This window comes from Actinomadura napierensis, assembly GCF_039529375.1.
Classification (GTDB): Bacteria; Actinomycetota; Actinomycetes; order Streptosporangiales; family Streptosporangiaceae; genus Spirillospora; species Spirillospora napierensis.
Genome location: NZ_BAAAMR010000066.1, coordinates 34350 through 60048, shown reverse-complemented (window position 1 = coordinate 60048; position 25699 = coordinate 34350). Strand labels below are relative to the sequence as shown.

Genomic DNA, 25699 nt, shown 5'->3' with positions numbered 1-25699 from the left:
GCGCCGCCGTCCGCGCGTGGCGCGCGGCGGCGGATCTCGACCGGGTCGCCGAGCGGCTCGCCGGGCTGCCGGTGGGCAAGCACGCCGCGAACCGGCGCTCGATGTCGCTGTCGGCGTACGTGCTGGCCGCCCGCCTGGAGCAGGTCGTGGCCGCCGCGAACGAGCGGCTCGGCCGGATGTCCGGCGGCCGGTACGCGCTCGTGCACACCACCGACAAGGCGGCGGGCGACCGCAGCCACGGCGCGGGCGGGCTCGGGCTGCGCGTCGCCGACGCCTGGACCGGACTGGAACGCGACCCGGTGACGCTGTCGGGCGGCGAGTCGTTCATCACCTCGCTGTCGCTGGCGCTCGGCCTCGCCGACGTCGTCACCGCGGAGGCGGGCGGCGCGGAGATCGGCACGCTGTTCGTCGACGAGGGCTTCGGCACCCTCGACGAGGACACCCTCGACGAGGTGATGGACGTGCTGGACGGCCTGCGCGACGGCGGCCGCGCGGTCGGCATCGTCAGCCACGTCGTGGAGCTGCGCGGCCGTATCCCGGCGCAGCTCCGCGTCACCAAGGAGCGCACCGGGTCCACGGCCCGCGTCAGCGTCTGACCGTCAGCGTTTGCGGGCGACGCCCGCCAGCAGCCAGCCCGTCGCGGGCTCGTGCGGGCGGTCCGGCCGCCACTCGGGCGCCGGCACCAGCCCGGGCTCGGCCAGCTCCAGGCCGTCGAAGAACCCGGCGATCCGGGACCGCGTGCGGGAGGTGAACACCAGCCCGGCCTCGGTGATGATCCGGTCCTGGCAGACGCGCTCGGCGGGCGTCATCGCCTCGTCGGTGAAGTCGCAGATCGCCAGGTGGGAGCCCGGCGCCATCGCGTCGGTGAAGGCGCGGACGATGCCGTCCGGGTCCTCCTCGTCGCGGATCGCGTCGAGCACCGCGGTCATCAGCACGCCGACCGGGCGGCGCAGGTCGACGAGCGCGGTGACCTCCGGGTCGGCCAGGACCGCGTGGGGCTTGCGGACGTCGCCGTACACCGCCGTCGCGTTCGGCACCGCGTGCAGCAGCGCCTGGTAGTGCACGACGGCGACGCGGTCGTTGTCGACGTAGACGACCCGGCCCTCGGCATCGCGGGCGTGCACGACCTCGTGCACGTTGCCCTTGCCGGGCAGGCCGCAGCCCACGTCGAGGAACTGCCGGACGCCCTCGTCCAGCATGTGGCGGACGGCGCGGCGCAGGAACTTGCGGTTCTCGCGGGGCAGCAGCCGGGCGGCCCGGAAGGAGCCGAACGCCTCGATGGCGACCTCGCGGTCGGCGCAGTAGTTGTCCTTGCCGCCGAGCGAGTAGTCGTAGATGCGGTTGAGGGCCGGGCCGCTGAGGCCGGGCCGGGGCGGTTGGCGGTCTGTCATCGTGTCCCCTCGACTGGGAGCGGGGGTGGGTCGAGGAGGTTCCAGCCTAATGGATCGCGATCACCGTCCGCAGGTCCCGCGTCGCGGAAAGCCACCATCGGAGGCGATTTCGGAAGGCCGCCGCCCGGCCCCGGCCCGGGCCGTGCTCAGCGCGAGATGAAGTCCAGGATCACGTTGTGCACGTGGTGGCTCTTGTCGGCCCCGCGGAACTCGACCTCGTAGCCGATCGTGCCGACGTTGATCGCGATCGTGCCGGAGGAGAAGTAGGGCCCGGCCCACGACTTGTTGCTGACCACGCTGACCGAGGTGATCTTGGAGTAGGGGATGCTGGTGATCGCGTACTTCTTGCCCGCGAAGCTCTTGTCCTGGATGATCACCCGGCGGTCGGTGAGCCCGACGAACCCGGTGCCGGTGCCGGTCGCGTCGTAGACCGCGATGACCTGCTCGCCGGGCAGCAGCCCGCTCTCGATCTGCTTGAGCTGGCTCGACCTGTCGTGCTCGACCTCGTCGCCCATGTCCGTCCTCCGTGCTCGTGGGTGGTCCGACCCGTTTCGACGAGCGTAGACCGCCGTCCGTTCCCGCCGGACGGCTTCGCTCCGGCGGCACATTTCGGCCGGGCGCGTTAGGTCCGGCCCCCGGTGGGCACACACACGACACCCCCCGGCCGCCGATCATGAGCCGACCAGGAGCACGCGGCGGCCACGTCCCCCGGAGGCTGCAGTGCGCGTCGGAACGGCCATCGTCCTGATCTGGCTGGTCATCGGTGCCATCGCCGCCGGCCAGCGGCACTACTACGACGACCGGAAGGCCAGCTGCGCCAAGGTCGGCACCATCGTGGTCACGATCGTGGCGGGCCCGCTCAACTACGTGGGCGCGAACCCGAAGGTGCACTGCAAGACGCCGGAGCCGAGCAAGTAGCCGGCCGCCTCCGCGACCGCGCGTTCACCTGGGGCCTGCCCTGGCTTTGCGCGGGACGGGGAAGGTGCCCGGCATGGGCGCGTGGTTCTCCCGGGAGATCGCCGAAACGGGGCGGCTCCGGCTGTTCTGCTTCTTCGTGGCGTTCATCGCGGCGTTCCTGTTCATCCGGTTCAGCGTCCGGATGATCCGGAAGCAGGTGCGGTGGTGGCCGGGCAACGTCACGCCCGGCGGGCACCATGTGCACCACGTGGTGTTCGGGCTCGTGTTCATGTGCGTGGGCGGGGTCGGCGGGCTCGCGGTGACCGACGACTCCTCGGGATGGGCGGCGGCGGCCGCGGCGGTCTTCGGCGCGGGCACCGCCCTCGTCCTGGACGAGTTCGCGCTCGTCCTGCACCTGAAGGACGTCTACTGGACCGAGCAGGGACGGCTGTCGGTCGAGGTCGTGTTCGTGACGGTCGCGCTGTGCGGGCTGCTGCTGCTCGGGCTGCGCCCGCTGGGCGCGGACGAACTCGGCCACCGGGGCCAGGCCGAGGGCGGGTGGAACATCGCCGGGGTCCTGGTGTTCGACCTCGGCCTCGCGGTCGTCGCGCTGCTCAAGGGGAAGACGTGGACGGGGCTGATCGGGCTGTTCATCGGGATCGTGGCGCTGGTCGGCGCGGTCCGGCTGGCCCGGCCCGGGTCGCCGTGGGCGCGGCGCCGCTACCGGCCGGGCTCGCGCAAGGAGCGGCGGGCGCTGGCGCGTGAACGCCGGTACCGGCGTCCCGTGGAGCGGCTCGCCGGCGCGGTGGGCGACTTCGTCGCGGGCCGCCCCTCCAGCCGGGACTGAGGCCGCTAGCCGGGCGGCCGGCCCAGGACGGCGGGCGAGGTCTTCCGCGGGTCCAGGGGGATGCAGCCGATGCTGCGGCCCTTGCCGTCCAGCAGCCGGCCCACCCGCTTGACCCATTTCAGCGTCACCGACTGCTCCACGATCTGGATCTCCGGATACAGCGAGGCGAGCCGGGCCTGGAACGCCGCCAGCTCGCGCATGCCGTGCACCCAGACGTTGACCATGAGGTTCGCGCTCCCGACGACCGAGCAGACCATGCGGGCCTCGCGCATCGTCGCGATCGCGTCGGCGACGGCCCGCAGCCGCGGCGGCGGGACGTTCAGCCACAGCATCCCGGTCACCCGCCAGCCGGCCAGCCAGTGCGCGGCCTCGCAGCGCAGCACCGCCCGCCCGGTGGACAGCATGCCGGTGAGCGCGCGCCGCACCCGCGCCTCCGGCAGGCCGAGCCCGGCGGCGAGCGCGGCGTGCGAGCGGCGGCCGTCCGGGGCGAGCGCGAGCAGCACCGCCACCTCGTCGTCGCGCAGCGGCCCCGGCTCGTGCCCGCCGCCGGCCGCCGCGCCGCGCTCCAGGTCCCGGCGCTGGTCCTGGCTGAGGGAGTCCAGCCGCCACCGGCTGGCCTCGCGGTGCAGCCGGTGGCTCAGATGCGTGCGGGTGAAGGTCACGCCGTCGATGCGGCCGAGCCGGTCCAGCACGTACTCGCTGACGGCCGCCACGCTCATGGCGCTGACGGTCAGCAGCAGGTCGCGGTTGCCGGTGGTGTGCTCCACGCTGCCCGCGCAGGGGTCGGTGGCGACCTCCGCGGCGATGCGCTCGTTCGCGCCGGGCAGGCAGCCGACCTCCACCAGCGCGAACGCGCCGTAGTCCAGCTGCGACGGCCCGGCCGAGGAGGTCACCCACGCCTCGCCGGACGCGCTGAGCCGCGCCCACCGGCGCGACAGCGTGGCGGCGTCGACGCCGAGCGGGCGGGCGAGCCGCGCCCAGGGCGCGCGCGGGTCGTGCTGCAGCGCGTTCACCAGCGCGAGGTCGAGCTCATCCATGCGACGGATTCGTGCGCGTCCGGGGGAGTTCACCGAGCATTCGTGCAATCTACTCGATAATTCGCGGCCACCCCGATCCTGGTCTGCGTCGCTCCCACCTTCGTTCCTCGCCCCCGGGAGAAGTCCATGGTTCGAACCCGCTCCGCCGTTCCCGCCGTGCTGGCGGCCGCGGCGGCGCTCATCGCCTCCGGCTGCACCACCTCGTCGGAACCGTCCGCGGGCGGTGGCGGCGGCCCGTTCCGGTACGCCGTGACGTCCGACGCCAACACCTTCGACCCGGCGCTCGGCACCGCCGCCACCGACTACTCCCTGGCCCGGATGCAGTTCGGCACCCTGGTCTACCGGGACGCCGACCAGTCGGTCGTCCCAGGCCTGGCGGAGAAGTGGACTGCCGAGCCGGACTCGGCCACCTTCACCCTCCGCGGCGGCCTGACCTGCTCGGACGGCAAGCCGCTGACCGCCGGCGACGTCGCCGCGTCGCTCCGCCGGTGGGCCGACCCGAAGACCGGCGCCGCCGGGACCGGGCTGGCGTTCGGCCCCGGCGCCAAGGTCACCGTGGCGTCCGACGACGCGGCCCGCACGGTCACCGTCAAGCTCGCGAAGCCGTGGTCGGACCTGGTGCCCGCCATGGCGATGACCAACGCCGGCATCGTCTGCCCGCCCGGCCTCAAGGACCCCAAGGCCCTCAACCAGGGACCCGTCCCGGGCGCGGGCACCGGTCCGTACACGTTGACGGACGCGCAGCGCGGCCGGCAGTACACCTTCAAGCTCCGCGACGGCTACAACGCCTTCCCCGCCTACGAGCAGGCGAAGGTGCCCGCCGGCGAGCGCCCGCCCACGGTGCGGCTGTCGGTCGTGTCGAACGAGAGCACCGCGGCCAACCAGCTCAGCACCGGCGAGCTGGACTACGCGGCGTTCACCGGCCCCGACGCGGCCCGCTTCGCCGGCGGCGGCTACCACCTCCACGTCCAGCCGCTGCTGCGGATGTTCGTCGTGTTCAACGAGCGCAAGGGCCACCCCGGCGCCGACCCGGAGTTCCGCAAGGCCGTCGCGCAGGCGCTCGACCCCGCCGCCTTCAACAAGGTCTACGGCGGCAAGGGCGAGGTGATGAAGAGCTGGAGCGACAGCACCAGCCAGTGCGCGAACACCGACGGCTCGATCGTCACCAGGACCGACCCGGCGGCGGCGAAGAAGGCGCTGAACGGCGTCTCCCTCAAGCTCAACGGGACGAACAGCGTCGCCGGCGGGTCCGGCAACACCTACGTGCAGGAGGCCCTGCGCGCCCTCGGCGCCAAGGTCGCCCTGCGCAACGTCGACAACGCCACCTGGGCGTCCGACGTCCTGGCCAACAAGGGCGACTGGGACGTCACGGTGATGGCGCACCTGAACTTCTCCGGGACGCTCACCGCGGGCGCGATCCTGCTCACCGGCCCGAACCCGCCCGAGGGCCGCAACTTCGGCGGCATTCGGAACGCCGGGTTCGACGCCGGGTTCGCCAAGGCCATGGCCACCACGGACCAGGCCGGAAAGTGCGCGGCGTGGGGCGCGGCCCAGAAGGCGCTGCTGGAACGCGACGACGTGGTGCCGCTGTCCACCGTGCCCGTCGCGTTCGTGCTCGGCAAGAACGCCGACGCCGTCGTCACCGGCGGCGCGGTCGACCCGACCTCGTTCCGGGTGCAGGGCTGATGACGGCCGCCGTGCAGGAGGCCCCGGCTCCGGCTCCGCCGCCGGGCAAGGCGGGCGGGCGCGTCCGGAACCCGTGGATCGGGTTCCTGGCGCGCCGCCTGGCCGGGCTGGCCGGGGTGCTCGTCACCCTCGTCGTCGTCACGTTCCTGATGGTGCAGCTGATCCCGGGCGACCCCGCGCGGGCGCTGGCCGGGACGGACGCGACCGGCGCGCAGGTGGCGCGGTTCCGGCACGAGCTCGGGCTGGACCGCTCCCTGCCCGCGCAGTTCGGCTCGTACGTCTCCGGCCTCCTGCACGGCGACCTCGGCACGTCCTTCCAGACCCGCGAACCGGTCGCGAACGTGATCGGCGGGCGGCTGCCGTTCACCGCCGAGCTGGCGTTCCTGGCGATCCTGCTCGTGCTGGCCGTCGCCGTCCCGCTCGGGATGGGCGTCGCCGTCGCGACCCGCGGCGGGCGGCGCCGGCGGCTGGACGCGGCGTTCACCTTCCTCACCGGCCTGGTCGGCGCCACCCCCGAGTACGTCCTCGGCACGCTGCTGGTCCTGGTCTTCGCGATCTCGCTGCGGATGCTGCCGGCGGCCGGCGCGGCCGGCCTGTCGGCGCTGGTCCTGCCGGTCGTGGCGGTGGCGCTGCCGTCGACGTGCGTGCTGGCCAGGATCGTCCGGCGGGAGGCCGCGGTGGTGCTGAACCAGGACTACATGCGCACCGCGCGCGGCCGCCGCCTGCCGCCGCTCGCCCTGTACGCGCGGCACGCTCTGCCGAACCTGCTGACCGGCACCCTCACCATGGGCGGGCTGATGCTGACCGCGATGCTCGGCGGCACGATCATCGTGGAGAGCGTGTTCGCCTGGCCCGGCCTCGGCGGTCGGGTCGTGCAGGCGATCATCAACCGCGACTATCCGGTCATCCAGGGCACCGTGCTGGTGCTCGGCATCCTCGCCGCCCTGCTCAACCTGCTCATCGACGTGCTGCTCGGCCTGCTCGACCCGCGCACGCTCACCGCAAGGAGCACCTCGTGATCCGCTCGTCCCGGGGCCTCGCCGCCGGGCTGGCCGGGCTCGGCCTGATCGCCGTCCTCGCCGTGGCCGCCCCGATGATCTGGGGCGGGGACGCGGCGCACCTGTCCGGCGCCGCCCGCGAGGGCGCGTCCGGCGACCACTGGCTCGGCACCGACGCGCTCGGCCGCGACGTGCTGGCCCGCACGCTCGTCGCCACCCGCCTCACCCTCGTCATGACCCTCGTCGCCACCGCGATCGCCGGGACGATCGGGATCCTGCTCGGCACCGCCGTCTGGGTGGCGGGCCGGCGCGTGCGGGAGGTCGGGCTGCGGCTCATCGACGTGATGGTGTCCTACCCGGCCGTCATCCTCGCGCTGGCGGTCGCGGCGATCCTCGGCGCGGGGACCGTCGCGGCCGTCGTCGCGATCGGCGTCGCGTGGAGCCCGGCGTTCGCGCGGCTCACCGCCAACCTCGCCGCGTCCGTCGCCGGCCGCGACTTCGTCGCCGCCGCGCGGCTGCTCGGCGTCCCGCCGCACCGGATCCTCCTCCGGCACCTGCTGCCGAACATCGCCGAGCCGCTGCTGGTGCTGCTGTCGGTCGCGTTCGCGGGCACGCTGACGGCGCTGTCGGGCCTGTCGTTCATCGGGCTCGGCGTGCAGGCGCCGTCCTACGACTGGGGCGCGCTGCTCAACACCGGCCTGGACGCGCTCTACACCAACCCGGCGGAGGCCCTCGGCCCGGCGGTCGCGATCACGCTGACCGGCGTGCTGGCGAGCTTCGTCGGCGACGGGCTCGCGGCGGGCGCCGACCCGCACAGGATGGGGATCTCCGGTCGGCTGAAGAAGGCGTCTTCTCCGGCCGCTTCGATGGCGCCGGTTCACGACGACGGGGCGCTGCTGACCGTGGACGGCCTGCGCGTCTCGTCCGGGGGCGTCGACCTCGTGGACGGGGTGTCGTTCACCGTCCGGCCCGGCGAGATCGTCGGGGTCGTCGGCGAGTCGGGGTCGGGCAAGAGCCTCACCGCGATGGCCGTCGCCCGGCTGCTGCCCGACACCGTCACCGCCGACGCCCGCGCCCTGCGGCTGGACGACCTGGACCTCCTCGCCGGCGCCTCGCCCGACCGGCTCGCCACCGAGATCGGCGTCGTCTACCAGGACCCGGCCGCGTCGTTCAACCCGGCGCTGCGCATCGGCGGCCAGCTCACCGAGGTGCTGCGCCGGCACCGCGGGCTCGACCGGAAAGCGGCCCGCGCGCGGGCCGCCGAGGCGCTGGAGTCGGTCCGGATCACCCGGCCGGCGGCGCGGCTGCGCCAGCACCCGCACGAGCTGTCCGGCGGGATGCGCCAGCGCGCCATGATCGCGTCCGCGCTGCTCACCGGACCGCGGCTGCTCGTCGCCGACGAGCCGACCACCGCGCTCGACGTCACCGTCCAGGCCGAGATCCTCGACCTGCTGCGCGAGGCCAACCGCCGCGACGGCACCGCGATGCTGTTCATCTCGCACGACATCGGCGTCATCGCGTCCCTGTGCCACCGGGTCCTGGTGATGTACGCGGGACGCATCGTGGAGGAGCTGCCCGTGGCGGATCTCGCCGCCGGACGTGCCCGCCACCCCTACACCCGCGCGCTGCTGGACGCCACGCCCCGCGTGGACGCGGCCGGCGAGGAAACGCTGACCACGATTCCCGGCCGCCCGCCCGCGCCCGCCGACCGTCCCGCCGGATGCGCCTTCGCGTCCCGTTGCGCGCTCGTCATGCCGAAATGCGCCGAGGCGCTGCCCGCCGCGATCCCCGTCGGCAGCGGCCACCGGGCCGCCTGCCACGCCCTCGACCAGCACGCATCGGAGACCGCCTCATGACCCTCCCCATGGAGAAGGCCCCCGCCGCCGGACCGGCCGCCGCGAAGCTCGCCGCCGAGCACGTCACCGTCGTGTTCGGACACGGGCGCCGCGCCCACACCGTCCTCGACGACGTCGGCCTGGAGGTGCCGGAGGGCACCACGGTCGGGCTCGTCGGCGAGTCGGGATCGGGGAAGTCGACGCTGGCCAAGGCCATGGTCGGGCTCGTCCGCCCCCGGTCCGGCCGCATCCTGCTGAACGGCGCGGAGGTGTCCGGGCTGCGCGGCGCCCGGCTTACCGCGGCCCGCCGCCGCATCCAGCTGATCTCGCAGGACCCGAACTCCTCGCTCGACCCGCGGATGCGGATCGGCCGCGCCCTCGCCGAGGCGATCGACCCGCGCCGCGCCGACCCCCGCGCGCACGCCGACCAGATCGCCGGCGGGCTGGAGATGGTCGCGCTCGAACCCGACGCCGCACGCCGCTACCCGCACGAGTTCTCCGGCGGCCAGCGGCAGCGGATCGCGATCGCCCGCGCGCTCGTCGCCCGGCCCGAGGTCGTCGTCGCCGACGAGATCACCTCCGCGCTGGACTGCTCCGTCCAGGCCGAGGTGCTCAACCTGCTCGCCCGGCTGCGCGGCGAGCTGCGGCTGACGATGCTGTTCATCTCCCACGACCTCGCCGTCGTCCGGCACGTCAGCGACTCCGTCGCCGTCATGCACCGCGGCGCGATCGTCGAGCGGGGCGACATCTACGCCGCCCCGTCCCACCCCTACACCCGACGGCTGCTCGCGAGCGCGCCGTCCCTGCCGCCGAAGGAGACCCGGTGACCAGCCGCGCCGCGGAGCAGACCCGCGACACCCTCAGCGACCTCGGCGAGCACGCCGCCGGCCTCGGGGAGCTGTACCGCGACCTGCACGCCCAGCCCGAGTTGTCCTGGCAGGAGCACCGCACCGCCGGGATCGCCGCGGCCCGCCTGCACGCCGCCGGGTACAAGGTCACCGAGGGCGTCGGCGGTACGGGCGTGACCGGCGTCCTGCGCAACGGGGACGGACCGGTCGTGCTGGTCCGCGCCGACATGGACGCGCTTCCCGTCACCGAGCGGACGGGCCTTCCCTACGCCAGCGCCGTCCCCGGCGTCATGCACGCCTGCGGGCACGACATGCACGTCACCTGCCTGATCGGCACCGCCGAGGCCCTCGCCCGGCGGACGGCGCTCTGGTCGGGGACGCTGCTGGCCGTCGCGCAGCCGGCCGAGGAGCTCGGCGAGGGCGCGCTGGCGATGGTCCGGGACGCGGCGTGGCGGGGGCTGCCGCGCCCGGACGCGGTCCTCGGCCAGCACGTCGGCTCGTTCCCGGCGGGCGCGATCGTGCACCGGCCCGGCCTCATCATGTCCGCGGCGACGACGGTGGACGTGCGGATCTTCGGGCGCGGCGGGCACGGCTCGTCCCCGGAGACGTGCGTCGACCCGGTCGTCACCGCCGCGCACCTGGTCACCCGGCTGCAGACGATCGTGTCGCGGGAGATGTCGCCGCGCGAGCCGGTCGTCGTCACCACCGGCATGGTGCACGCGGGCACCAAGGCCAACGTGATCCCGGACGAGGCGCACGTGGCGCTGAACTTCCGCAGCCAGTCCGCGCGGGTCCGCGACCAGGTCCTCGCCGCGATCCGCCGGATCGCCGAGGCCGAGTGCGCGGCGTCCGGCTGCCCCCGGCCGCCCGAGCTGACCGTCTCCGGCGACTTCCCGCTGACCGTGAACGACGCCGCCGCCGACGCCCGCGTCTCCGCCGTCCACACCGAGCTGTTCGGCGTGGAGGCCGTGATCGAGCACGGCCCGCTCATGGGCAGCGAGGACTTCTCGGTCTTCGGCTTCGCCGAGCACAACGGCGGCGCCGCCGTCCCGTCCGACTTCTGGTTCTTCGGCGGCACCCCGCTGCAGGCCTGGGCGGACGCGCCGGGGGAGAGCCCGGAGGAGAAGCTGGCGGTGATCCCGGGCAATCACAGCTCGCAGTTCGCGCCCGACCCGGAGGCGTCCATCCAGGCGGGCACGACCGCCCTGACCGGCGCGGCCCTGGCGTACCTGTCATGACGGCCGACCTCATCCTGCGGGGCCGGATCATCACCATGGACGACGCCCGGCCCTTCGCCGGTGCCCTGGCGGTGCGCGGGGAACACGTCCTCGCCGTCGGCGACGACCTGGACGAGCTGGACGGCCTGCGCGGCCCCGCCACCCGCGTCATCGACGTGGACGGGTGCATCCTGCCGGGATTCGTCGAGGCCCACGGCCATTTCCTGGGCGACGCGACCGTGCAGAGCCCCGCCCTGGTCGACATCCGCCCGGTCGTCCTGCCCACCGCGGACGAGGTCCTGGCCGCCATCCGGGAGGCCGTCGCCACCCGTCCGGTGACGGTCTGCAACGGCTGGGAGCCGCTCCTGCAGAAGGGGCTGCCGGAGCCGACCCTTTCCTGGCTCGACGGCCTGGCCCCCGCCTCGCCGCTGATCGTCATGCACAATTCCGGCCACGCGGTGTTCTTCAACTCCGTGGCCATGCGCCAGGCCGGTCTCAGCCTCACCACACCGGACCCGCCCGGCGGGCGTTTCAGCCGCAACGTCGCCGGGGAACTGGCCGGCGCCGCCTACGAGCCCGCCGCGATATCCATGGTCACCGGATATCTCCGCGAAGGCGTCACCGACATCACCCCATCGCTGCTGGCGCAGAGCGCCCGGGTGAACGCGCGCGGCGTGACGATGATGAGCGAAATGGCCTTCGATCCCGGCGTCCGGCCGCTGCTGGAGAAAGTCCCGCTCACCACCCGCCTGCGCCTCTACGAAGTGTCGACGCCCGCTTTGGAAAGCGACGCCGCGCCCGGCGCCGGCGACGACATGATCCGCCAGATCGGCATCAAGACCTGGGCGGACGGCTCACCGTGGACCGGCAATCTCGCCGCGTCGTTCCCCTACCTGGCGACCGGCGAGCGCCACGCCCCCAATTACAGCGACGCCGAGCTGCTGGAAATATCCCGGGCCTATTACGCCAAGGGCTGGCAGCTGGCCTGCCACGCCAACGGCGACGACGCCGTCCAGCAGGTCCTGGACGTCTGGGAGCGGATGCTCGGCGGCCGTCCGGACGACCGGCGCCTGCGCATCGAGCACGCCAGCTCCATGCGTCCCGAGCAGTTCGAGCGCGCGCACGCGCTCGGCATCACCTGCAGCCTGTTCCCCGACCACATCTACTACTGGGGCGAGGTGCTGAACGAGCTGTTCGGCCCGGACGTCGCGGGCCGCTGGGCGCCGATCGGCACCGCCCTGAGCACCGGGATGCGGGTCTCGCTGCACAACGACTCCCCGGTCACTCCGGCGAACCCGCTGCACAACATCGCCGTCGCCGCCACCCGCATGTCCCGCCGGGGCCACGCGTTCGGGATCGGCGAGCGGATCGGCGTCCGGCAGGCCCTCCGCGCCCAGACCATCGACGCCGCCTGGCAACTCCACGCCGACGACATCACCGGATCCCTCACGCCGGGCAAGTACGCCGACCTCGCCGTCGTCTCCGCCGACCCGACCCGCGTCCAGCCGGAGGAGATCGAGGAGCTAACAGTGGACGCGACGTTCCTCGCCGGTCGCCAGGTCCACGGCGACCCCCTCGCGTGACGGCGGCCGCAGTTCCGGCCCATGACATACCGACTGGTCGGTATTAATGTGGGCGATGTTCCGGTGCGTCACCGGACGGAAACCGCCGCCGGTCAAGGGAAGGTGCGATGACGGAACTGCACGAACTCAGCGCCATCGAACAGGCCGCCGCGGTGCGGGCGGGCGAGGTCGCCCCCGTGGAACTCGTGCGCCATTACCTGGCGCGCATCGAGCGGCTCAACGAGCGCTACGGCGCGTTCGTCACCGTCACCGGAGAACAGGCGATCGCACAGGCCGAGGCGATGACCGGCCGGTCCGAGCACCCCACGCCGCTGTCCGGCGTGCCCACGGCCATCAAGGACCTGACGCCGACGGCGGGCGTGCGCACCACCTACGGCTCGCGGGCCTTCGCGGACCACGTCCCCGACCGGGACGCGCACGTGGTGACGCTGCTGCGCCGCGGCGGCATGATCAGCCTCGGCAAGACCAACACCCCCGAGTTCGGGCTCTGCTGCTACACCGACAACGACCTGGTCGGCCCGGCGCGCAACCCGTGGGACCGCGCGCGGGCGGCCGGCGGATCCAGCGGCGGCGCGGCCGCCGCCGTGGCGCTCGGCCTCGCGCCCGTCGCGCACGGCAGCGACGGCGGGGGCTCCATCCGGATCCCCGCGAGCTCCTGCGGCCTCTTCGGGCTCAAGACGTCCCGGGGCCGGATCAGCTCCGGCCCCGACGGAACCGACGTCAGCGGCCTCAGCGTCCAGGGCCCGCTGGCGCGCACCGTCCGGGACGCCGCCGCGATGCTCGACCTGATGGCCGTGCCGATGCCCGGCGACCCGCACTGGGCGCCGCCGCTCCCGGACGGCGAGACCTTCCTCGGCCACGCCGGCCGCGAGCCCGGGCGGCTGCGCATCGGCCGCTACGCCAAGCCCGCGGCGTCCGGGGTCGATGTCGACCCGGCCTGCGTCGAGGCGTGGGAGCACGCCTCCCGCGTCCTGGAGGGCCTCGGTCACGAGGTCGAGGACATCCCCGCGCCCTTCGACCCCGAGGTCTTCGCCTTCTTCGTCACGGTCTGGGGCGTCCAGTCGCTCGCCCACGGCGTCGACGCGGACGCCGAGGAGTCGCTGCGCCCGGTCACCCGCGCCTGGCGCGAGTACGGCCGTCCGATCGACGGCCCCGCCTTCGCCGCGGCGGTCGGCGGCATGCAGCGCGCCGCCCGCGCGTCCATCGAGGCGACGGCCCGCTACGACGCCGTCCTCACCCCGACGCTGGCGGCACTGCCGCAGCCGGTGGAGTTCTTCGACGAGAAGGACACCGAGCCGCTCGACAACCTCCGCCGGCAGCGCGCGTTCACCGTGTTCACCGGCGTCTACAACATGACCGGCCAGCCCGTCGCCAACCTGCCGCTGCACCGCACGGGCGACGGCCTGCCGGTCGGCGTGAGCCTGGTAGGGCGGCCCGCGGGCGAGGCCGCGCTCCTCGCCCTCTGCGCCCAGGTCGAGGCCGCCGCCCCGTGGCACCACCACCGGCCGCCGGAATGGTGAGGCCCCGCAGGACGGCGAAGAGCCCGGCCGCATGAGGGCGGCGGCCGGGCCCTTCTGTGAGCGCTCCCTTACGGGAGGGCCGGGTAGGCGTTCTTCAGCAGTTCCTGGAACTGGGCCGAGAACCAGTGCCCGGCCAGCGGCGCGTTCGGCAGCGCGCCGGTCGGGTTGTTGCCGTTGCGGGCGTTGCCGGTGTACGTCGGGTCGCACATGCGGTCGAAGCCCTTGCCCTCGTCGTTGTCGACGAGCTGGCTGGCGCCGTCGGACTCGCCGGGCGGCTTGACCCACACGTAGGCGTCGATCCCGGTCGCCGGGTCGGCCGCCGGACGCTCACCGAGGCCCGCGCCGCTCTGGTTGCACCAGTTGCCGGCGTGGATGCGGCGGTCGATCCGGCCGCCGTTGACGTAGTCGTCCACCGAGGTCAGCGGGCCCGGGCCGGCCGGGCGGGCGGATCCGCCCCAGCCGTTGCGCGAGGTGTCGATCAGCATCCCCAGGTGGGAGTCGAAGCCGGCGCCCACCAGGGCGGTGCGCAGCGCCTGCGCGTACGACTGCTCGTCCACGTAGTTGTTCCAGTCCACCCACTTCGACTGGCGCACGGTGGTGCCGTTCACCGTGTCGGTGACCTTGAAGTACGGCTCGTGCGTGGCCGAGTAGTTGGCGGTGTTGGTGATGAAGCCGTGCACGTTCGACTTGCTGCCGGACGCGTCCGCGACCTGGGCGAACAGCTGGACCGTCGGGTTGAAGTTGCTGTCCCAGCCCAGCCAGGCGTGGTGGCCGGCGTCCACGTAGTTGTAGACGTTCGGGATGGCGCCCAGCTTCTTCAGCGCGTACGCAACGCCGTTGACGTAGTTGCCGTTGGCCTTCATGGTCGCGCACGCGTCGGTGGACCCGGCGGTCCCGCCCGCGTTGGTGACGAGGTTCGGCAGCGAGTCCGGCTCGACGACCGTCACGATGTGGATGCCCGCGTACTTGGCGTCGCTCATGATGGCGGCGATCGGGTCGATGTACTGCGTCTTGTACTTGTCGATGTCGGTCGGGCCGAGCTCGCCGTTGGAGGCCAGGGCGGCGCAGTCGCGGCCGGGCAGGTCGTAGATCACGAACTCCGCGGAGGTGGCGCCCTCCTTGAGCGCCTGGTCCAGGTGGGCGCGCAGGCCCATGCCGCCGTTCACGCCCTCGATGGCCGCGATGCGGTCCAGCCACACGGCGGTCGGCTGGTTGGAGATCTTGCTTCCGCCCGGTTCGGCGGCCGCGAGCGCCGACCACTCGGGGTTGACGTACTGCTTCGCACCGGCGAACGGGTTGTCCACCCGGGTGCCGGGCGGCGGCGAGGTCGGCGGCGGGGACGTCGGCGGGGGAGAGGTGGGCGGCGGACTGGACGTCCCGCCCGTGCACGTCTGGCCGTTCAGCTTGAACGACGCGGGCGCGGCGTTCGTCCCGGAATAGGTCGCCTGGAAGCCGGGGGCCACGCTGGCGTTCGTCGCCAGCGAGCCGTTCCAGGAGGCGTTCTTCACCGTGACGTGCTGCCCGCTCTGGCTGAACGTGCCGGTCCACCCGCTGGTGACCTTCTGGTCGCCCGCGAAGTCCCATTCGAGCGTCCAGCCGTTCAGCGCGTCGCCGAGATTGGTGACCGTGGCGGTGGCGGTGAAGCCGCCGCCCCAGTCGTTCTTGACGTAGTCGACCTTGCAGCCGGCGGCCGCGCCGGCCTCCGCCTGCGTGAGCACGACCGCGCCGGTGGCCAGCAACGCGGCGGCCGCTCCGGCCGCCAGGCCGCGGCGCACGGCGGGACGCACCGATGGATGTCTCATCCGGGTTCTCCTCGATTCAGTGGGACCGACGGGGGTGGGATGTGCCGGAGTGATGCCGGGTCACGAGCGCAGGTGGTCGCGGAACCCGGCGCCGTAGGAGGTGGGGGTGCCGTCGTAAGAGCTGATGAGCGCCGGGCCGCCGGTGCAGTCCCAGGTGTTCCAGGTCCAGCCGAGGTAGGAGGCCCCGTGCGCGTCCAGCCAGGTCATGAGGGTGTCGATGTAGCCGTGGCCGCAGTCGTTCTCGCCGATCTCGCCGGCGACGAGCGGGACCTGCGCGGCGACCGGCGCGATCTGCTGGTCCCAGCAGGACGAGTCCTTGCAGTAGTTGAAGTTGTAGGAGTGCCATGACGCGGCGAGGTTCCCGGCCGGGTCGGCCGGCTTGTAGGCGAGCCACTGGCTGAGGTCGTTGGAGTAGCTGTTGCCGCCCGCCATGATCACGTTGGACGCGCCCGCGCCGCGGATCGCGTCCACCAGGTCCTGCATCCCGGCGGCGTCGTAGGTCAGGTCGGTGCAGTCCGCGCCGCCGTCCTTCCAGCACTTCCACGACTGGTCGTAGCTCATGGCGCCGAGGTTGTTCGGGTACGGCTCGTTGAACAGGTCGAAGACCACGGCGGTGTCGTCCTTGTAAGCGGCGCCGACCTGCTTCCAGAACTCCGTCGCGTACTTGGCGTCCGGCATGGGCTTCTGGCAGGCGGCGTCGGCGGTCTGGCAGTGGCTGTCGTTGCCGGTCCACAGCCCGTTCGTCCAGTGCAGGTCGAGGATGGGCGTCAGGCCGTTCTGGACGAGCAGGCCCACGTAGTCCTTAACGGCCTTCCGGTACGCGGCGCCGCCGTAGGCGGGGTCGACGTCCGGCAGGCCGAGCCAGCAGTCGGCGTTGAGCGGGACCCGGACGGCGTTGGCGTTCCAGCCCTTGATGGCGGCGACCGACGCGGCGTCCATCGGCCCGTCCCAGATCCCGTTGCCCTGCACGCAGGCGAACTCGCCGCCCGACCGGTTGACCCCGCGAAGCCGGACCGTCCGGCCGGAGGCGTCCACGAAGGAGTTGCCCGAGACCTTCAGCTCCGGAGCCGGGCCGGACGGCGGGGGACTGGTGGGGGGAGGGCTGGTGGGCGGCGGGCCGCCGTTGCAGGCCGTGCCGTTGAAGGTGAACGCGGTGGGGTCGGCGTTGGCGCCGCTGTAGGTGAAGTTGGCACCGACCTGCAAGGTGCCGCCGGACGCGACCGAGCCGTTCCAGCTCTGGTGGTCGACGGTGACCTGCTTGCCGGACTGCGACCACACGCCGCTCCAGCCGCTGCTCAGCTTCTGGTCGCCGGCGTAGGAGTACTGGAGCTTCCAGCCGGTCAGCGCCGGCCCCTCGTTGGTGACGGTGAGGGACGCGGTGAAGCCGGTGCCCCAGTCGTTCTTGGCGTAGTCGACCTGGCAGGCGACGGCGGCATGGGCGGGACGGGCGCCCAGCACGGCGTCGGCGCCGGCGCCGGCCGTGAGGGCGCCCGCCAGGCAGAGCGCTCCGGTGAGGGACGCCTTGGCGGCGGTGCGCGGGGAGAGCGGGCTCATGAATGCTCCGATGTCACGTGATCTCCTTTATGGGAGCGCTCCCATTTCCAGGGCCGAACGCGACCGTAGATCGCCGCGCACCGCTCCGGAAAGCCTTCTTTCACGGTTTTCACGAATCGCGTGACGGCGGTTGAAGGCGGCGTTCGCCGGGCGTCAGGCGACCCTTGACACAATGGCGCGCCGACCCGATTCTTGGGAGCGCTCCCATTACTCCCACCTCCCCGGCCGGCCCCCCACGGCCGGGAAACCCGAAGGGAGTGCACCGTTGACGATCACCGAACCCGCCGCCGGTCCGCTCGCCGAGGAACCGCCGGGCCGCGCGCCCACCCTGGCGCAGGTGGCCCGGCTGGCCGGCGTCTCGCCCGCCACCGCCTCCCGCGCCCTGACCGGCTCCGCCCACGTCAGCCGCGCCGCGCTCGACCGCGTCGAGGAGGCCGCGCAGCACCTCGGCTACGTGCCGCGCCGCCCGTCCCCGCCTGACCGCCGGTCCCCGGGCGCGGTCGCGGTGGTGGTGTGCGACGAGGGCGCCCGGATCTTCGCCGACCCGTTCCACGCCGGGCTGCTGTGGGGCGTGCGGCGCGAGCTGGGCGGCCGCCGCCCCCTGGTGGTGCTGATGGCCGGCACGCCGGGCGAGTGGGAGGCCGCCGCCGACTACCTGCGCGGCGGCCGCGTCGAGGGCGTGCTGCTGGTCGGCGCGCACCCCGACCGGCGCGCGTGCGTCCTGCGCGCCGCCGCCGGGGCCCCCGTCGTCCTGGCCGGACGGCCGCTCGACGACGTGGCCCTGCCCTACGTGGACGCCGACAACCGGGGCGGGGCGCACGCCGCCGTCCGGCACCTGCTGGCCTCGGGCCGCCGGCGGATCGCCACCATCGCGGGCCCGGCCGACATGGCCGCGGGCGTGGACCGGCTGGCGGGCTACCGGATGGCGGCGCAGGAGGCCGGGATGGACGTGGCCGGGCTGGTCGGGCACGGCGACTTCGGCCGGCTGTCCGGCGAGCACGCCATGGGCCGGCTGCTGGAGCGCCGTCCCGGCATCGACGCGGTGCTGGCCGCCTCCGACCTGATGGCGGTCGGGGCGCTGCGCGCCCTGCGGCGGGCCGGCCTCCGCGTCCCGGGCGACGTGGCGGTCGTCGGGTTCGACGACGCCCCGGTCGCCCGGCAGGTGCGGCCCCGGCTGACCACCGTCCGCCGGCCCGCCGAGGACCTCGGCGCCCGGCTCGCCCGCGAGCTGCGCGCCTGCGCCGGCGGCCGGCCGTCCGGCGACCGCGGCGTGGTGCTGCGGACCCGGCTCATCATCCGCGAGTCCGCCTGACCCGCCTGACCCGCCCGACCCGCCTGACCGGCCCGACCGCCTGATCCGCCGGACGCCCCGGCGCCCGGACCACGAGTGACGCACGCCCCGGCGACCGCCGGAGGCGGGTTCCGCCCTGCGCGAGCGAGGGCCCGATCGGAAGGATGCACACGTGCGAAGACGGCCTCGATGGCGCGTGCTCACGGCCGTGAGCACGGCGCTGACCCTCGTCTGCGGCGGCCTGGCCGCCCCCGCTCCGCCGTCGCTGGCGGCGGCGGCCTCCTGCAAGGTCGCCTACAGCAAGAACGACTGGGGCTCCGGGTTCACCGCGAGCATCGACATCACCAACCAGGGCGACGCCCTGAACGGGTGGAAGCTGACCTACTCCTACGGCGGCGACCAGAAGCTGGCGAGCGGCTGGAGCGGCCGGTGGTCGCAGTCCGGCAAGGACGTCACCGTCCAGAACGAGAGCTGGAACGGGACGCTCGCGTCCGGCGCGACGGTGAACGCCGGCGCGCAGTTCACCTACAGCGGCACCAACACCGACCCCACGGCGTTCAGCCTCAACGGCGTGCGGTGCAACCAGGGCACCGGCGCGCCCACCGTCGCGCTGACCGGCCCGGCGGCCGGGTCGACCTACGGTCTCGGCGACTCGGTCCCGCTGGCGGCCACCGCCTCGGCGGCCTCCGGGGCGACGGTGAGCAAGGTGGAGTTCTACAGCCAGGACGGGCTGCTCGCCGCCGGTGACACCAGCGCCCCGTACAGCCTGAACTGGACGCCGGCCAAGGCGGGCAGCTACTCCCTCTACGCCAGGGTGACCGACAGCGCCGGCGGGACCGCCGAGTCGGAGCCGGTCGGCATCACCGTCACCGAGAGCGCGAGCGTCGTCGCCTCCCCCGCGTCGCTGACCGTCGCGCAGGGCGCCAAGGCGGCCTTCGGGCTGAAGCTGTCGCAGGCGCCGTCGTCGAACGTGACGGTGACGACCGCCCGCACGGACGGGTCCACCGGCCTGTCGGTGACGGGCGGCGGCACGCTCACCTTCACGCCGCAGAACTGGTCCGCCCCGCAGAACGTCGAGGTCACGGCGGACGCGTCCTCGACCGGGAAGGCGACCTTCACCTCCAGCGCGCCCGGGTACGCCTCCGCGGCCGTCACGGTCACCGAGGTGGGCGGCGCCACCGGCGCCTACACCCAGCGGTTCCTGGACCAGTACAACAAGATCAAGGACCCGGCGAACGGCTACTTCAGCCCCGAGGGCATCCCGTACCACTCGGTCGAGACGTTCATGGTCGAGGCCCCCGACCACGGCCACGAGACGACGTCCGAGGCCTACAGCTACCTGATCTGGCTGGAGGCGATGTACGGCAAGGTCACCCAGAACTGGACGCCGTTCAACAACGCGTGGGCGCTCATGGAGAAGTACATGATCCCCACGCACGCGGACCAGTCGACCAACTCCTTCTACAACGCGTCCAAACCCGCGACCTACGCCGCCGAGCACCCGCTGCCCAGCGGCTACCCGTCGCAGATCGACGGCAGCGTCCCCGTCGGGCAGGACCCGATCGCGGGCGAGCTGAAGTCGGCGTACGGGACGGACGACATCTACGGCATGCACTGGCTGGAGGACGTCGACAACGTCTACGGCTACGGCGACACCCCCGGCGGCGGCTGCGAGAACGGCCCGTCCGCCGCCGGCCCGTCCTACATCAACACCTACCAGCGCGGCTCGCAGGAGTCGGTGTTCGAGACCGTCCCGCAGCCGACGTGCGACGCGTTCAAGTACGGCGGCACCAACGGCTTCCTGGACCTGTTCATCAAGGACTCCAGCTACGCCAAGCAGTGGAAGTTCACCGACGCGCCCGACGCGGACGCGCGCGCCATCCAGGCCGCGTACTGGGCGGACGTGTGGGCCAAGGAGCAGAGCAAGGGCTCCGACGTCGCCGGCACCGTCGCGAAGGCCGGGAAGATGGGCGACTACCTGCGGTACTCGTTCTTCGACAAGTACTTCAAGAAGATCGGCGACTGCTATCCGGCGTCGTCCTGCCCGGCCGGGTCCGGGAAGGACAGCGAGCACTACCTGCTGTCCTGGTACTACGCCTGGGGCGGCGCGCTGGACTCCAACGCGGGCTGGGCGTGGCGCATCGGCGACGGCGCGTCCCATTTCGGCTACCAGAACCCGCTCGCCGCGTACGCGCTGGTGAACGACCCGGCGATGGCGCCGAAGGGCGCGACCGCCAAGGCCGACTGGCAGAACAGCCTGACCCGGCAGCTGCAGTTCTACACGTGGCTGCAGTCGGCGGAGGGCGCGATCGCCGGCGGTGCGACCAACAGCTGGGAAGGCAGCTACAGCCAGCCGCCCGCCGGGACGACGAAGTTCTACGGGATGGCCTACGACTGGCAGCCCGTCTACCACGACCCGCCCAGCAACCAGTGGTTCGGGTTCCAGGCATGGTCGATGGAGCGGGTGGCCGAGTACTACCAGCAGACCGGCAACGCCGACGCCAAGGCGCTGCTCGCCAAGTGGGCCGCCTGGGCCATGTCGCAGACGACCGTCGATCCCTCGACCGGCTCGATCAAGATCCCGTCCACGCTGACGTGGACGGGGCAGCCCGACGCCGACTGGTCCGGCGCGACCGGGATGCCGTCGGCGAACACCGGGCTGCACGTCACCGTCGCCGACTACGGCGACGACGTCGGAGTCGCCGCCGCGTACGCCAAGACCCTGACGTACTACGCGGCCAAGTCCGGCGACGCGAAGGCCAAGCAGGCCGCCAAGGACCTCCTCGACGCCATCTGGAAGCACACCGACGGCAAGGGCGTGTCGGTGCCGGAGACCCGGAGCGACTACAAGCGGCTCGCCGACCCGGTCTACGTGCCGTCCGGCTGGAGCGGGAAGATGCCGAACGGCGACCCGATCGGCTCCGGCTCCACGTTCATGTCCATCCGGTCGTTCTACAAGAGCGACCCCGACTTCGACCGCGTGTGGGCGTACGCCTCGGGCGCGAGCTCCACCGCGCCGGTGTTCACCTACCACCGGTTCTGGGCCCAGGCCGACATCGCGCTGGCCATGGCCGAGTACGGCCGCCTGTTCGGCGAATGACGCACGGCGGCTGAGAGCGCGCGGGCACGGACGCCGGCCGTCCGTGCCCGCGTCGCTCGGGTTACAGGTACTCGGGTTACAGGTAGAGGCCGGTGCCGTGCTCGGGGCGCTCGCTGGCGATCGCGTGCAGGTCGCGTTCCCGCATGACCAGGTAGTTCTCGCCCTGGATCTCGACCTCGTACTGGTCGTCGGGGTGGAACAGGACGCGGTCGCCGACCTTGACGGTCCGTACGTGGTGCCCGGCCCCGCACACCTCGCCCCAGACCAGCCGGTTGCTCTGGTCGACGGTCGCGGGGATGACGATGCCGGAGGTGCTGCGGCGCTCGCCGGCGTCCTTCTCGACCTTGATCATGACACGGTCGTGCAGCATCTGGACTTCGAACTTCGGGTCGGACACGCTGGAGAGTTTATCCGCCCGCGCGGGTGAGGGCGGACCACGAGCTCCGGATGATCTCCGGGAGGGCGGACCGCTCCGGCCGCCAGCCGAGATCGGCGCGGATCGCGGCCGGGTCGCAGACCAGCACCGGCGGCTCCGGCTGCGGCGGGCGGCGCAGCGTCGGCACGGGCCGCCCGGTGACCTCTTCGACCGCCGCGACCACCTCGTGGACGGCGGTCCCGGCGCCGCTGCCGACGTTGTAGACCCGGTCCTCGCCGAGGTCCACCGCCTCCAGGGCGCGGACGTAGGCGGCGGCGAGGTCGTCCACGTGCAGGAACTCGCGGACGGCCCGCCCGTCGCCGTTGATCTCCAGCCGGGGCGCGCGGCCGGCGGCGACCGCGAGCGCCTTGGGGATCAGCCGGGTCTCGTCGGGGTCGGCCCGGCCGTCCACCGAGCCCGCCACGTTGAACGTCCGCAGCACGACCGCGCCGATCGCGCCGGTCCGGGCGTGGTAGCGGACGGCCTGCTCGGCGGCCAGCTTCGACGCCCCGTACGGATTGGACGGCGCGGTGGCCTCGGTCTCGGGGATCGGCTGGCGCTCGGGCGTCCCGTAGACCGCGGCCGTCGACCCGAACACCACCCGCGCCCCCGCGGCGGCGCGCAGCACGTTGACCGTCCCCTGCACGTTGGCGGTGAAGAAGCGCAACGGCTCCTCGAACGACTCGCGGACGCGGGTGAGGGCCGCGAGATGGCAGACCCCGTCGTACGGTCCGGCCGGCAGCGACCCGGGGTCGAGGACGTCGCCGCGGACGGGCCGCACCCCGTCCGGCAGCGCGGCGTCCCGCCGTACCAGCCCGTCGACGTCGTGTCCGGCGGCGACCAGCCGCCGCCCGACCGCGTACCCGATGTAACCCGCCGCCCCCGTCACCAATACGCGCATGGGTCACAGCATCGCCGGAGGCGGGGCGGCGGCGCCAACCGCTGCCCGCTTCCGGCCGTCGGTCAGGGCAGAGTCGGTCAGGGCAGGTCGGTCACGCGGGTGTAGGCGCCGGGGTAGCCGGGCTTGGCGCAGCCGTAGCCCCACGAGGTGAGGCCGATCACGCGGCCGTCGGCCAGCAGGGGCCCGCCGCTGTCGAACAGGCAGCTGTCGGCCTTCGGCGATCCGGCGCACACGTTGTCGGACGCGTCGTAGTCGTCGCCGTAGGCCTTCTCGCAGGCGGCGTCGCCGGGCAGCGGCACCGTGACGGCGCGCAGCCGGGTGTTGAAGAAGTCGGTCTCGGACCTGGTGCCCCAGCCGGCGACGACGGCGCTCTTCACGGACCCGGGGGCGGCGAGCGCGACGGTCGGCCGGTTCACTCGCCGCGCCAGCGTCAGCACGGCCAGGTCGTGGTGGCTGGCCGTCGTGCCCTTGAACGACGTCTCGCTGTACTTCGGATGCAGCCGCAGCGACTTCACCGAGACGGTCTCGCCGCCCTTGCCGGTCAGGTCGTCGCGGCCGAAGGTGACCTTGATGAGGCCGGGCGCCCCGCGCAGGAACGACACGCAGTGCCCGGCGGTGAGGAGCTGGTCCGGCTTGATCAGGACGCCGCCGCAGAACTGGCCGGCCGGGCGGACGAAGAACGCCGGCGAGCCGACCGCCCCCAGCCACGGGTAGGAGGCGGCGGAGGCGGGCGCGCCGCCGACCACGGCGGACGCGGGGGAGGCGGCGAGGGGCAGCAGGCAGGAGCCGAGGGCGGCGGCCGCGAGCGCGGCCGTGCCGAAGGCCCGGCCGGATCGCGATCTCCGGGAGGAGGCCCCGCGAAGCCGCGGGGCCTCCTCCAGAGGCGAACGGGAGGGGAGGGCCATTCCGGCAATCTAAGGGATCACGGCATGGCGCGCACGCCCCTGCGGCGCGCGGCCCGCGCCGGCAGGGCCCCGGTGGCGCCCGGCTCCTCGTAGCGGGGGAAGGTCACCAGCGCGACCAGCGCCAGCAGGAACCCGCCCGCACGCAGCAGGAACGGCAGCGCGTCCCGGGGCCAGCCCTCGCCGAACAGGACGGTGCTGCTGACGATGAGGTAGGTGCGGCCGATGACGGTCAGCACGACCGCGACGATCGCGATGCGGCAGCGCTGCAGCGCGATCTGCAGCTGCCCGAGCGCGATCGCGGCGAGCCCGAGCGTCAGGTACGGGTAGGCCGACTCCAGGACGGCGCGCACGCTGCCGGTGTCGGCGTAGACGATCGAGATGCCGCGGATGCCGGCCTCGGCGAGCCCCGCGCAGGCGCCCGCGCCGATGCCGTAGGCGACCCCGGCGAGCTTGCGGGCGTGCCGGCCGCCGGCGCGCCGGTCCCCGACCAGCCACACCAGCCCGGCGGCGATCACCGCGGGCGCGCAGATCGCCAGCATCGTCCACGGCGCGCGCACGGTGTCGAGCAGCGTGGCGTCCGCAGCGGGCGTGCCCTCACTGGTGGCCGACAGCCCGATCAGCACGGTCGCCAGCACGAACAGCGCGACACTCGCCCACTCCCGGACGCTCAGCCGCTCGTCGAGGAACCAGACCGCGTACCCGACGAGGCACACCAGGCTGACCGCGAAGATCGGCTGCGCCACGGCCAGCGGCATCTCCTGGAACGCCACCACCTCGTAGCCGAGACCGAGGAACAGCAGCAGCCCGCCGCCCAGCCAGACCGGGTCGGTGAGCATCAGCCGGGCGACGTGGAACGGGCGGCTGCCGCGCAGCGGCTCCATCCGGCGCGCGGACAGGCGGAACACGAGGAAGGCGATGTAGTAGACGGTGGTCGCGATCAGAGCGAGGGCGGCGTAACCCAGGTCGTGACCCATCGGGGGACCTCTCGGCGGATTGCGGGCGGGCGGAACCGGGGCTCCGCGCGCCTGAGAACCGCCGGAAGTCCAACATGCCGCCTCCGACTTCCCGTGACAAGGCCGTGACGCTTGACTCCTTGATCAATCGTAGTGACGGCCGGTGTCGGACGACAGCCGCGCGACCAGGCCGCGGGGCACCAGCCGGCTGAGCCCCACGATCGCCTTGTACTGCGCGCCGGGCACGCTCAGCTGCGCGCCGCGCCGCAGGTCGCGCAGCGCCGCGTCCACGACGTCGTCGTCCTTCAGCCACATGAACCCCGGCAGGCCGGACATGTCCATGTTCGCCCGCTGGTGGAACTCGGTGTGCGTGAAGCCGGGGCACAGCGCCATCACCCGGACGCGCCCGCGCGAGCGGCCCCGGATGTCGGCGTTCACGCCCTGGCTGAAGTTGACCACCCACGCCTTGGACGCCCCGTAGGTGCCGCGCGTCGCGAACGCCGCGACCGACGAGACGTTGACGATCCCGCCCCGGCCCCGCTCCAGCATCCCGGGCAGCGCCGCGTGGGTGAGCCGCAGGACGGCCTCGCAGTGCACCTTGAGCATGGTGATCTCGTCCGACACCGGCACGTCGAGGAACACGCCCTTGTTGCCGAACCCCGCGTTGTTGACCAGCAGGTCGACGTCCTTGCGCGCGCGCTCCTCGGCGGCGGCGAGGCCCGCCTCGGTGGACAGGTCCGCGGTCAGCGTCTCGGCGCGCACCCCGTACCGGTCGCGCAGCCCGTCGGCGGCCCGCTCCAGCCGTTCGGTGTCGCGGGCCAGCAGGACCAGGTCGAACCCGTCGGAGGCGAGGCGGCGGGCGAACGCGGCGCCGATGCCCGCGGTCGCGCCCGTGATGAAGGCGGTCGGCATGCCTCCG

The 25699-nt window shown here is 73.4% G+C and carries 22 protein-coding genes; 12 read left to right on the top strand and 10 right to left on the bottom strand.

Annotated features, from left to right (window positions below):
- A partial coding sequence (locus ABD296_RS31225; RefSeq protein ID WP_344275242.1) for an SMC family ATPase occupies positions 1–596 on the top strand: 596 nt, incomplete at its 5' end.
- 3 nt (positions 597–599) lie between these two features.
- On the opposite strand, the gene ABD296_RS31220 is transcribed toward ABD296_RS31225, so the two are convergent.
- Positions 600–1391 carry an SAM-dependent methyltransferase gene (locus ABD296_RS31220; RefSeq protein ID WP_344275239.1) on the bottom strand — a complete coding sequence of 264 codons (792 nt, stop codon included), beginning with the start codon at positions 1389–1391 and terminating at the stop codon, positions 600–602.
- A gap of 146 nt (positions 1392–1537) precedes the next feature.
- Positions 1538–1906 carry a PH domain-containing protein gene (locus tag ABD296_RS31215; protein ID WP_344275236.1) on the bottom strand — a complete coding sequence of 123 codons (369 nt, stop codon included), beginning with the start codon at positions 1904–1906 and terminating at the stop codon, positions 1538–1540.
- Between the two features lie 205 nt (positions 1907–2111).
- Between ABD296_RS31215 and ABD296_RS31210 the strand changes: the two genes are divergently transcribed.
- Both ABD296_RS31210 and ABD296_RS31205 read left to right on the top strand, forming a co-directional pair.
- Entirely contained in the window at positions 2112–2309 is a 198-nt protein-coding gene (locus ABD296_RS31210) for a hypothetical protein (RefSeq protein WP_344275233.1), read from the top strand.
- Positions 2310–2382: 73 nt separating this feature from the next.
- Positions 2383–3135: a hypothetical protein gene (locus tag ABD296_RS31205; RefSeq protein WP_344275230.1), complete on the top strand. Its 753-nt coding sequence runs from the start codon at positions 2383–2385 to the stop codon at positions 3133–3135.
- Positions 3136–3140: 5 nt separating this feature from the next.
- Here ABD296_RS31205 and ABD296_RS31200 read toward each other — a convergent pair whose 3' ends face one another.
- Positions 3141–4172 (bottom strand): Lrp/AsnC family transcriptional regulator, encoded by a 1032-nt coding sequence (locus ABD296_RS31200; RefSeq protein WP_344275227.1) that lies wholly within the window; start codon positions 4170–4172, stop codon positions 3141–3143.
- 126 nt (positions 4173–4298) lie between these two features.
- Here ABD296_RS31200 and ABD296_RS31195 point away from each other — a divergent pair, with 126 nt between their 5' ends.
- The 7 genes from ABD296_RS31195 (at position 4299) to ABD296_RS31165 (ending at position 13859) form a co-directional block, all read left to right on the top strand.
- Positions 4299–5858 carry an ABC transporter substrate-binding protein gene (locus ABD296_RS31195; protein ID WP_344275224.1) on the top strand — a complete coding sequence of 520 codons (1560 nt, stop codon included), beginning with the start codon at positions 4299–4301 and terminating at the stop codon, positions 5856–5858.
- Positions 5858–6877, top strand: a complete 1020-nt coding sequence (locus ABD296_RS31190) for an ABC transporter permease (protein ID WP_344275221.1) — start codon at positions 5858–5860, stop codon at positions 6875–6877. Before ABD296_RS31195 ends, ABD296_RS31190 begins: the two co-directional genes overlap by 1 nt.
- A complete protein-coding gene (locus ABD296_RS31185; protein WP_344275218.1) occupies positions 6874–8712 on the top strand; it encodes a dipeptide/oligopeptide/nickel ABC transporter permease/ATP-binding protein in 1839 nt (612 codons plus the stop codon). Before ABD296_RS31190 ends, ABD296_RS31185 begins: the two co-directional genes overlap by 4 nt.
- The gene (locus tag ABD296_RS31180) at positions 8709–9518 is read left to right on the top strand and encodes an ABC transporter ATP-binding protein (RefSeq protein WP_344275214.1); all 810 of its coding nucleotides are present in this window, start codon (positions 8709–8711) and stop codon (positions 9516–9518) included. The genes ABD296_RS31185 and ABD296_RS31180 overlap by 4 nt, the downstream gene beginning before the upstream one ends.
- On the top strand, positions 9515–10777 hold the full coding sequence (locus ABD296_RS31175) for an amidohydrolase (RefSeq protein ID WP_344275211.1): 1263 nt from the start codon (positions 9515–9517) through the stop codon (positions 10775–10777). The genes ABD296_RS31180 and ABD296_RS31175 overlap by 4 nt, the downstream gene beginning before the upstream one ends.
- Entirely contained in the window at positions 10774–12339 is a 1566-nt protein-coding gene (locus ABD296_RS31170; protein ID WP_344275208.1) for an amidohydrolase, read from the top strand. Before ABD296_RS31175 ends, ABD296_RS31170 begins: the two co-directional genes overlap by 4 nt.
- 107 nt (positions 12340–12446) lie before the next feature.
- On the top strand, positions 12447–13859 hold the full coding sequence (locus ABD296_RS31165; RefSeq protein WP_344275205.1) for an amidase: 1413 nt from the start codon (positions 12447–12449) through the stop codon (positions 13857–13859).
- A 68-nt stretch (positions 13860–13927) separates the two neighbouring features.
- Here ABD296_RS31165 and ABD296_RS31160 read toward each other — a convergent pair whose 3' ends face one another.
- Both ABD296_RS31160 and ABD296_RS31155 read right to left on the bottom strand, forming a co-directional pair.
- Entirely contained in the window at positions 13928–15661 is a 1734-nt protein-coding gene (locus ABD296_RS31160) for a glycoside hydrolase family 6 protein (protein ID WP_344275202.1), read from the bottom strand.
- A gap of 60 nt (positions 15662–15721) precedes the next feature.
- Positions 15722–17215: a cellulase family glycosylhydrolase gene (locus ABD296_RS31155; protein WP_344275199.1), complete on the bottom strand. Its 1494-nt coding sequence runs from the start codon at positions 17213–17215 to the stop codon at positions 15722–15724.
- 265 nt (positions 17216–17480) lie between these two features.
- On the opposite strand from ABD296_RS31155, the gene ABD296_RS31150 reads away from it, so the two are divergent.
- Together ABD296_RS31150 and ABD296_RS31145 are read left to right on the top strand one after the other, a co-directional pair.
- The gene (locus tag ABD296_RS31150) at positions 17481–18527 is read left to right on the top strand and encodes a LacI family DNA-binding transcriptional regulator (protein WP_344275196.1); all 1047 of its coding nucleotides are present in this window, start codon (positions 17481–17483) and stop codon (positions 18525–18527) included.
- A 187-nt stretch (positions 18528–18714) separates the two neighbouring features.
- A complete protein-coding gene (locus ABD296_RS31145) occupies positions 18715–21606 on the top strand; it encodes a glycoside hydrolase family 48 protein (protein WP_344275193.1) in 2892 nt (963 codons plus the stop codon).
- A 76-nt stretch (positions 21607–21682) separates the two neighbouring features.
- Here ABD296_RS31145 and ABD296_RS31140 read toward each other — a convergent pair whose 3' ends face one another.
- The 5 genes from ABD296_RS31140 to ABD296_RS31120 form a co-directional block, all read right to left on the bottom strand.
- Positions 21683–22003 carry a GroES family chaperonin gene (locus ABD296_RS31140; protein ID WP_344275191.1) on the bottom strand — a complete coding sequence of 107 codons (321 nt, stop codon included), beginning with the start codon at positions 22001–22003 and terminating at the stop codon, positions 21683–21685.
- A gap of 10 nt (positions 22004–22013) precedes the next feature.
- Positions 22014–22922 (bottom strand): NAD-dependent epimerase/dehydratase family protein, encoded by a 909-nt coding sequence (locus ABD296_RS31135; protein ID WP_344275188.1) that lies wholly within the window; start codon positions 22920–22922, stop codon positions 22014–22016.
- Positions 22923–22999: 77 nt separating this feature from the next.
- Positions 23000–23827, bottom strand: coding sequence for a serine protease (locus ABD296_RS31130; RefSeq protein WP_344275185.1), 828 nt, complete (start codon positions 23825–23827; stop codon positions 23000–23002).
- A 17-nt stretch (positions 23828–23844) separates the two neighbouring features.
- Positions 23845–24801 carry a DMT family transporter gene (locus ABD296_RS31125; RefSeq protein WP_344275182.1) on the bottom strand — a complete coding sequence of 319 codons (957 nt, stop codon included), beginning with the start codon at positions 24799–24801 and terminating at the stop codon, positions 23845–23847.
- A 123-nt stretch (positions 24802–24924) separates the two neighbouring features.
- Positions 24925–25692 (bottom strand): SDR family NAD(P)-dependent oxidoreductase, encoded by a 768-nt coding sequence (locus ABD296_RS31120; protein ID WP_344275179.1) that lies wholly within the window; start codon positions 25690–25692, stop codon positions 24925–24927.
- Between the last annotated feature and the right edge of the window lie 7 nt (positions 25693–25699).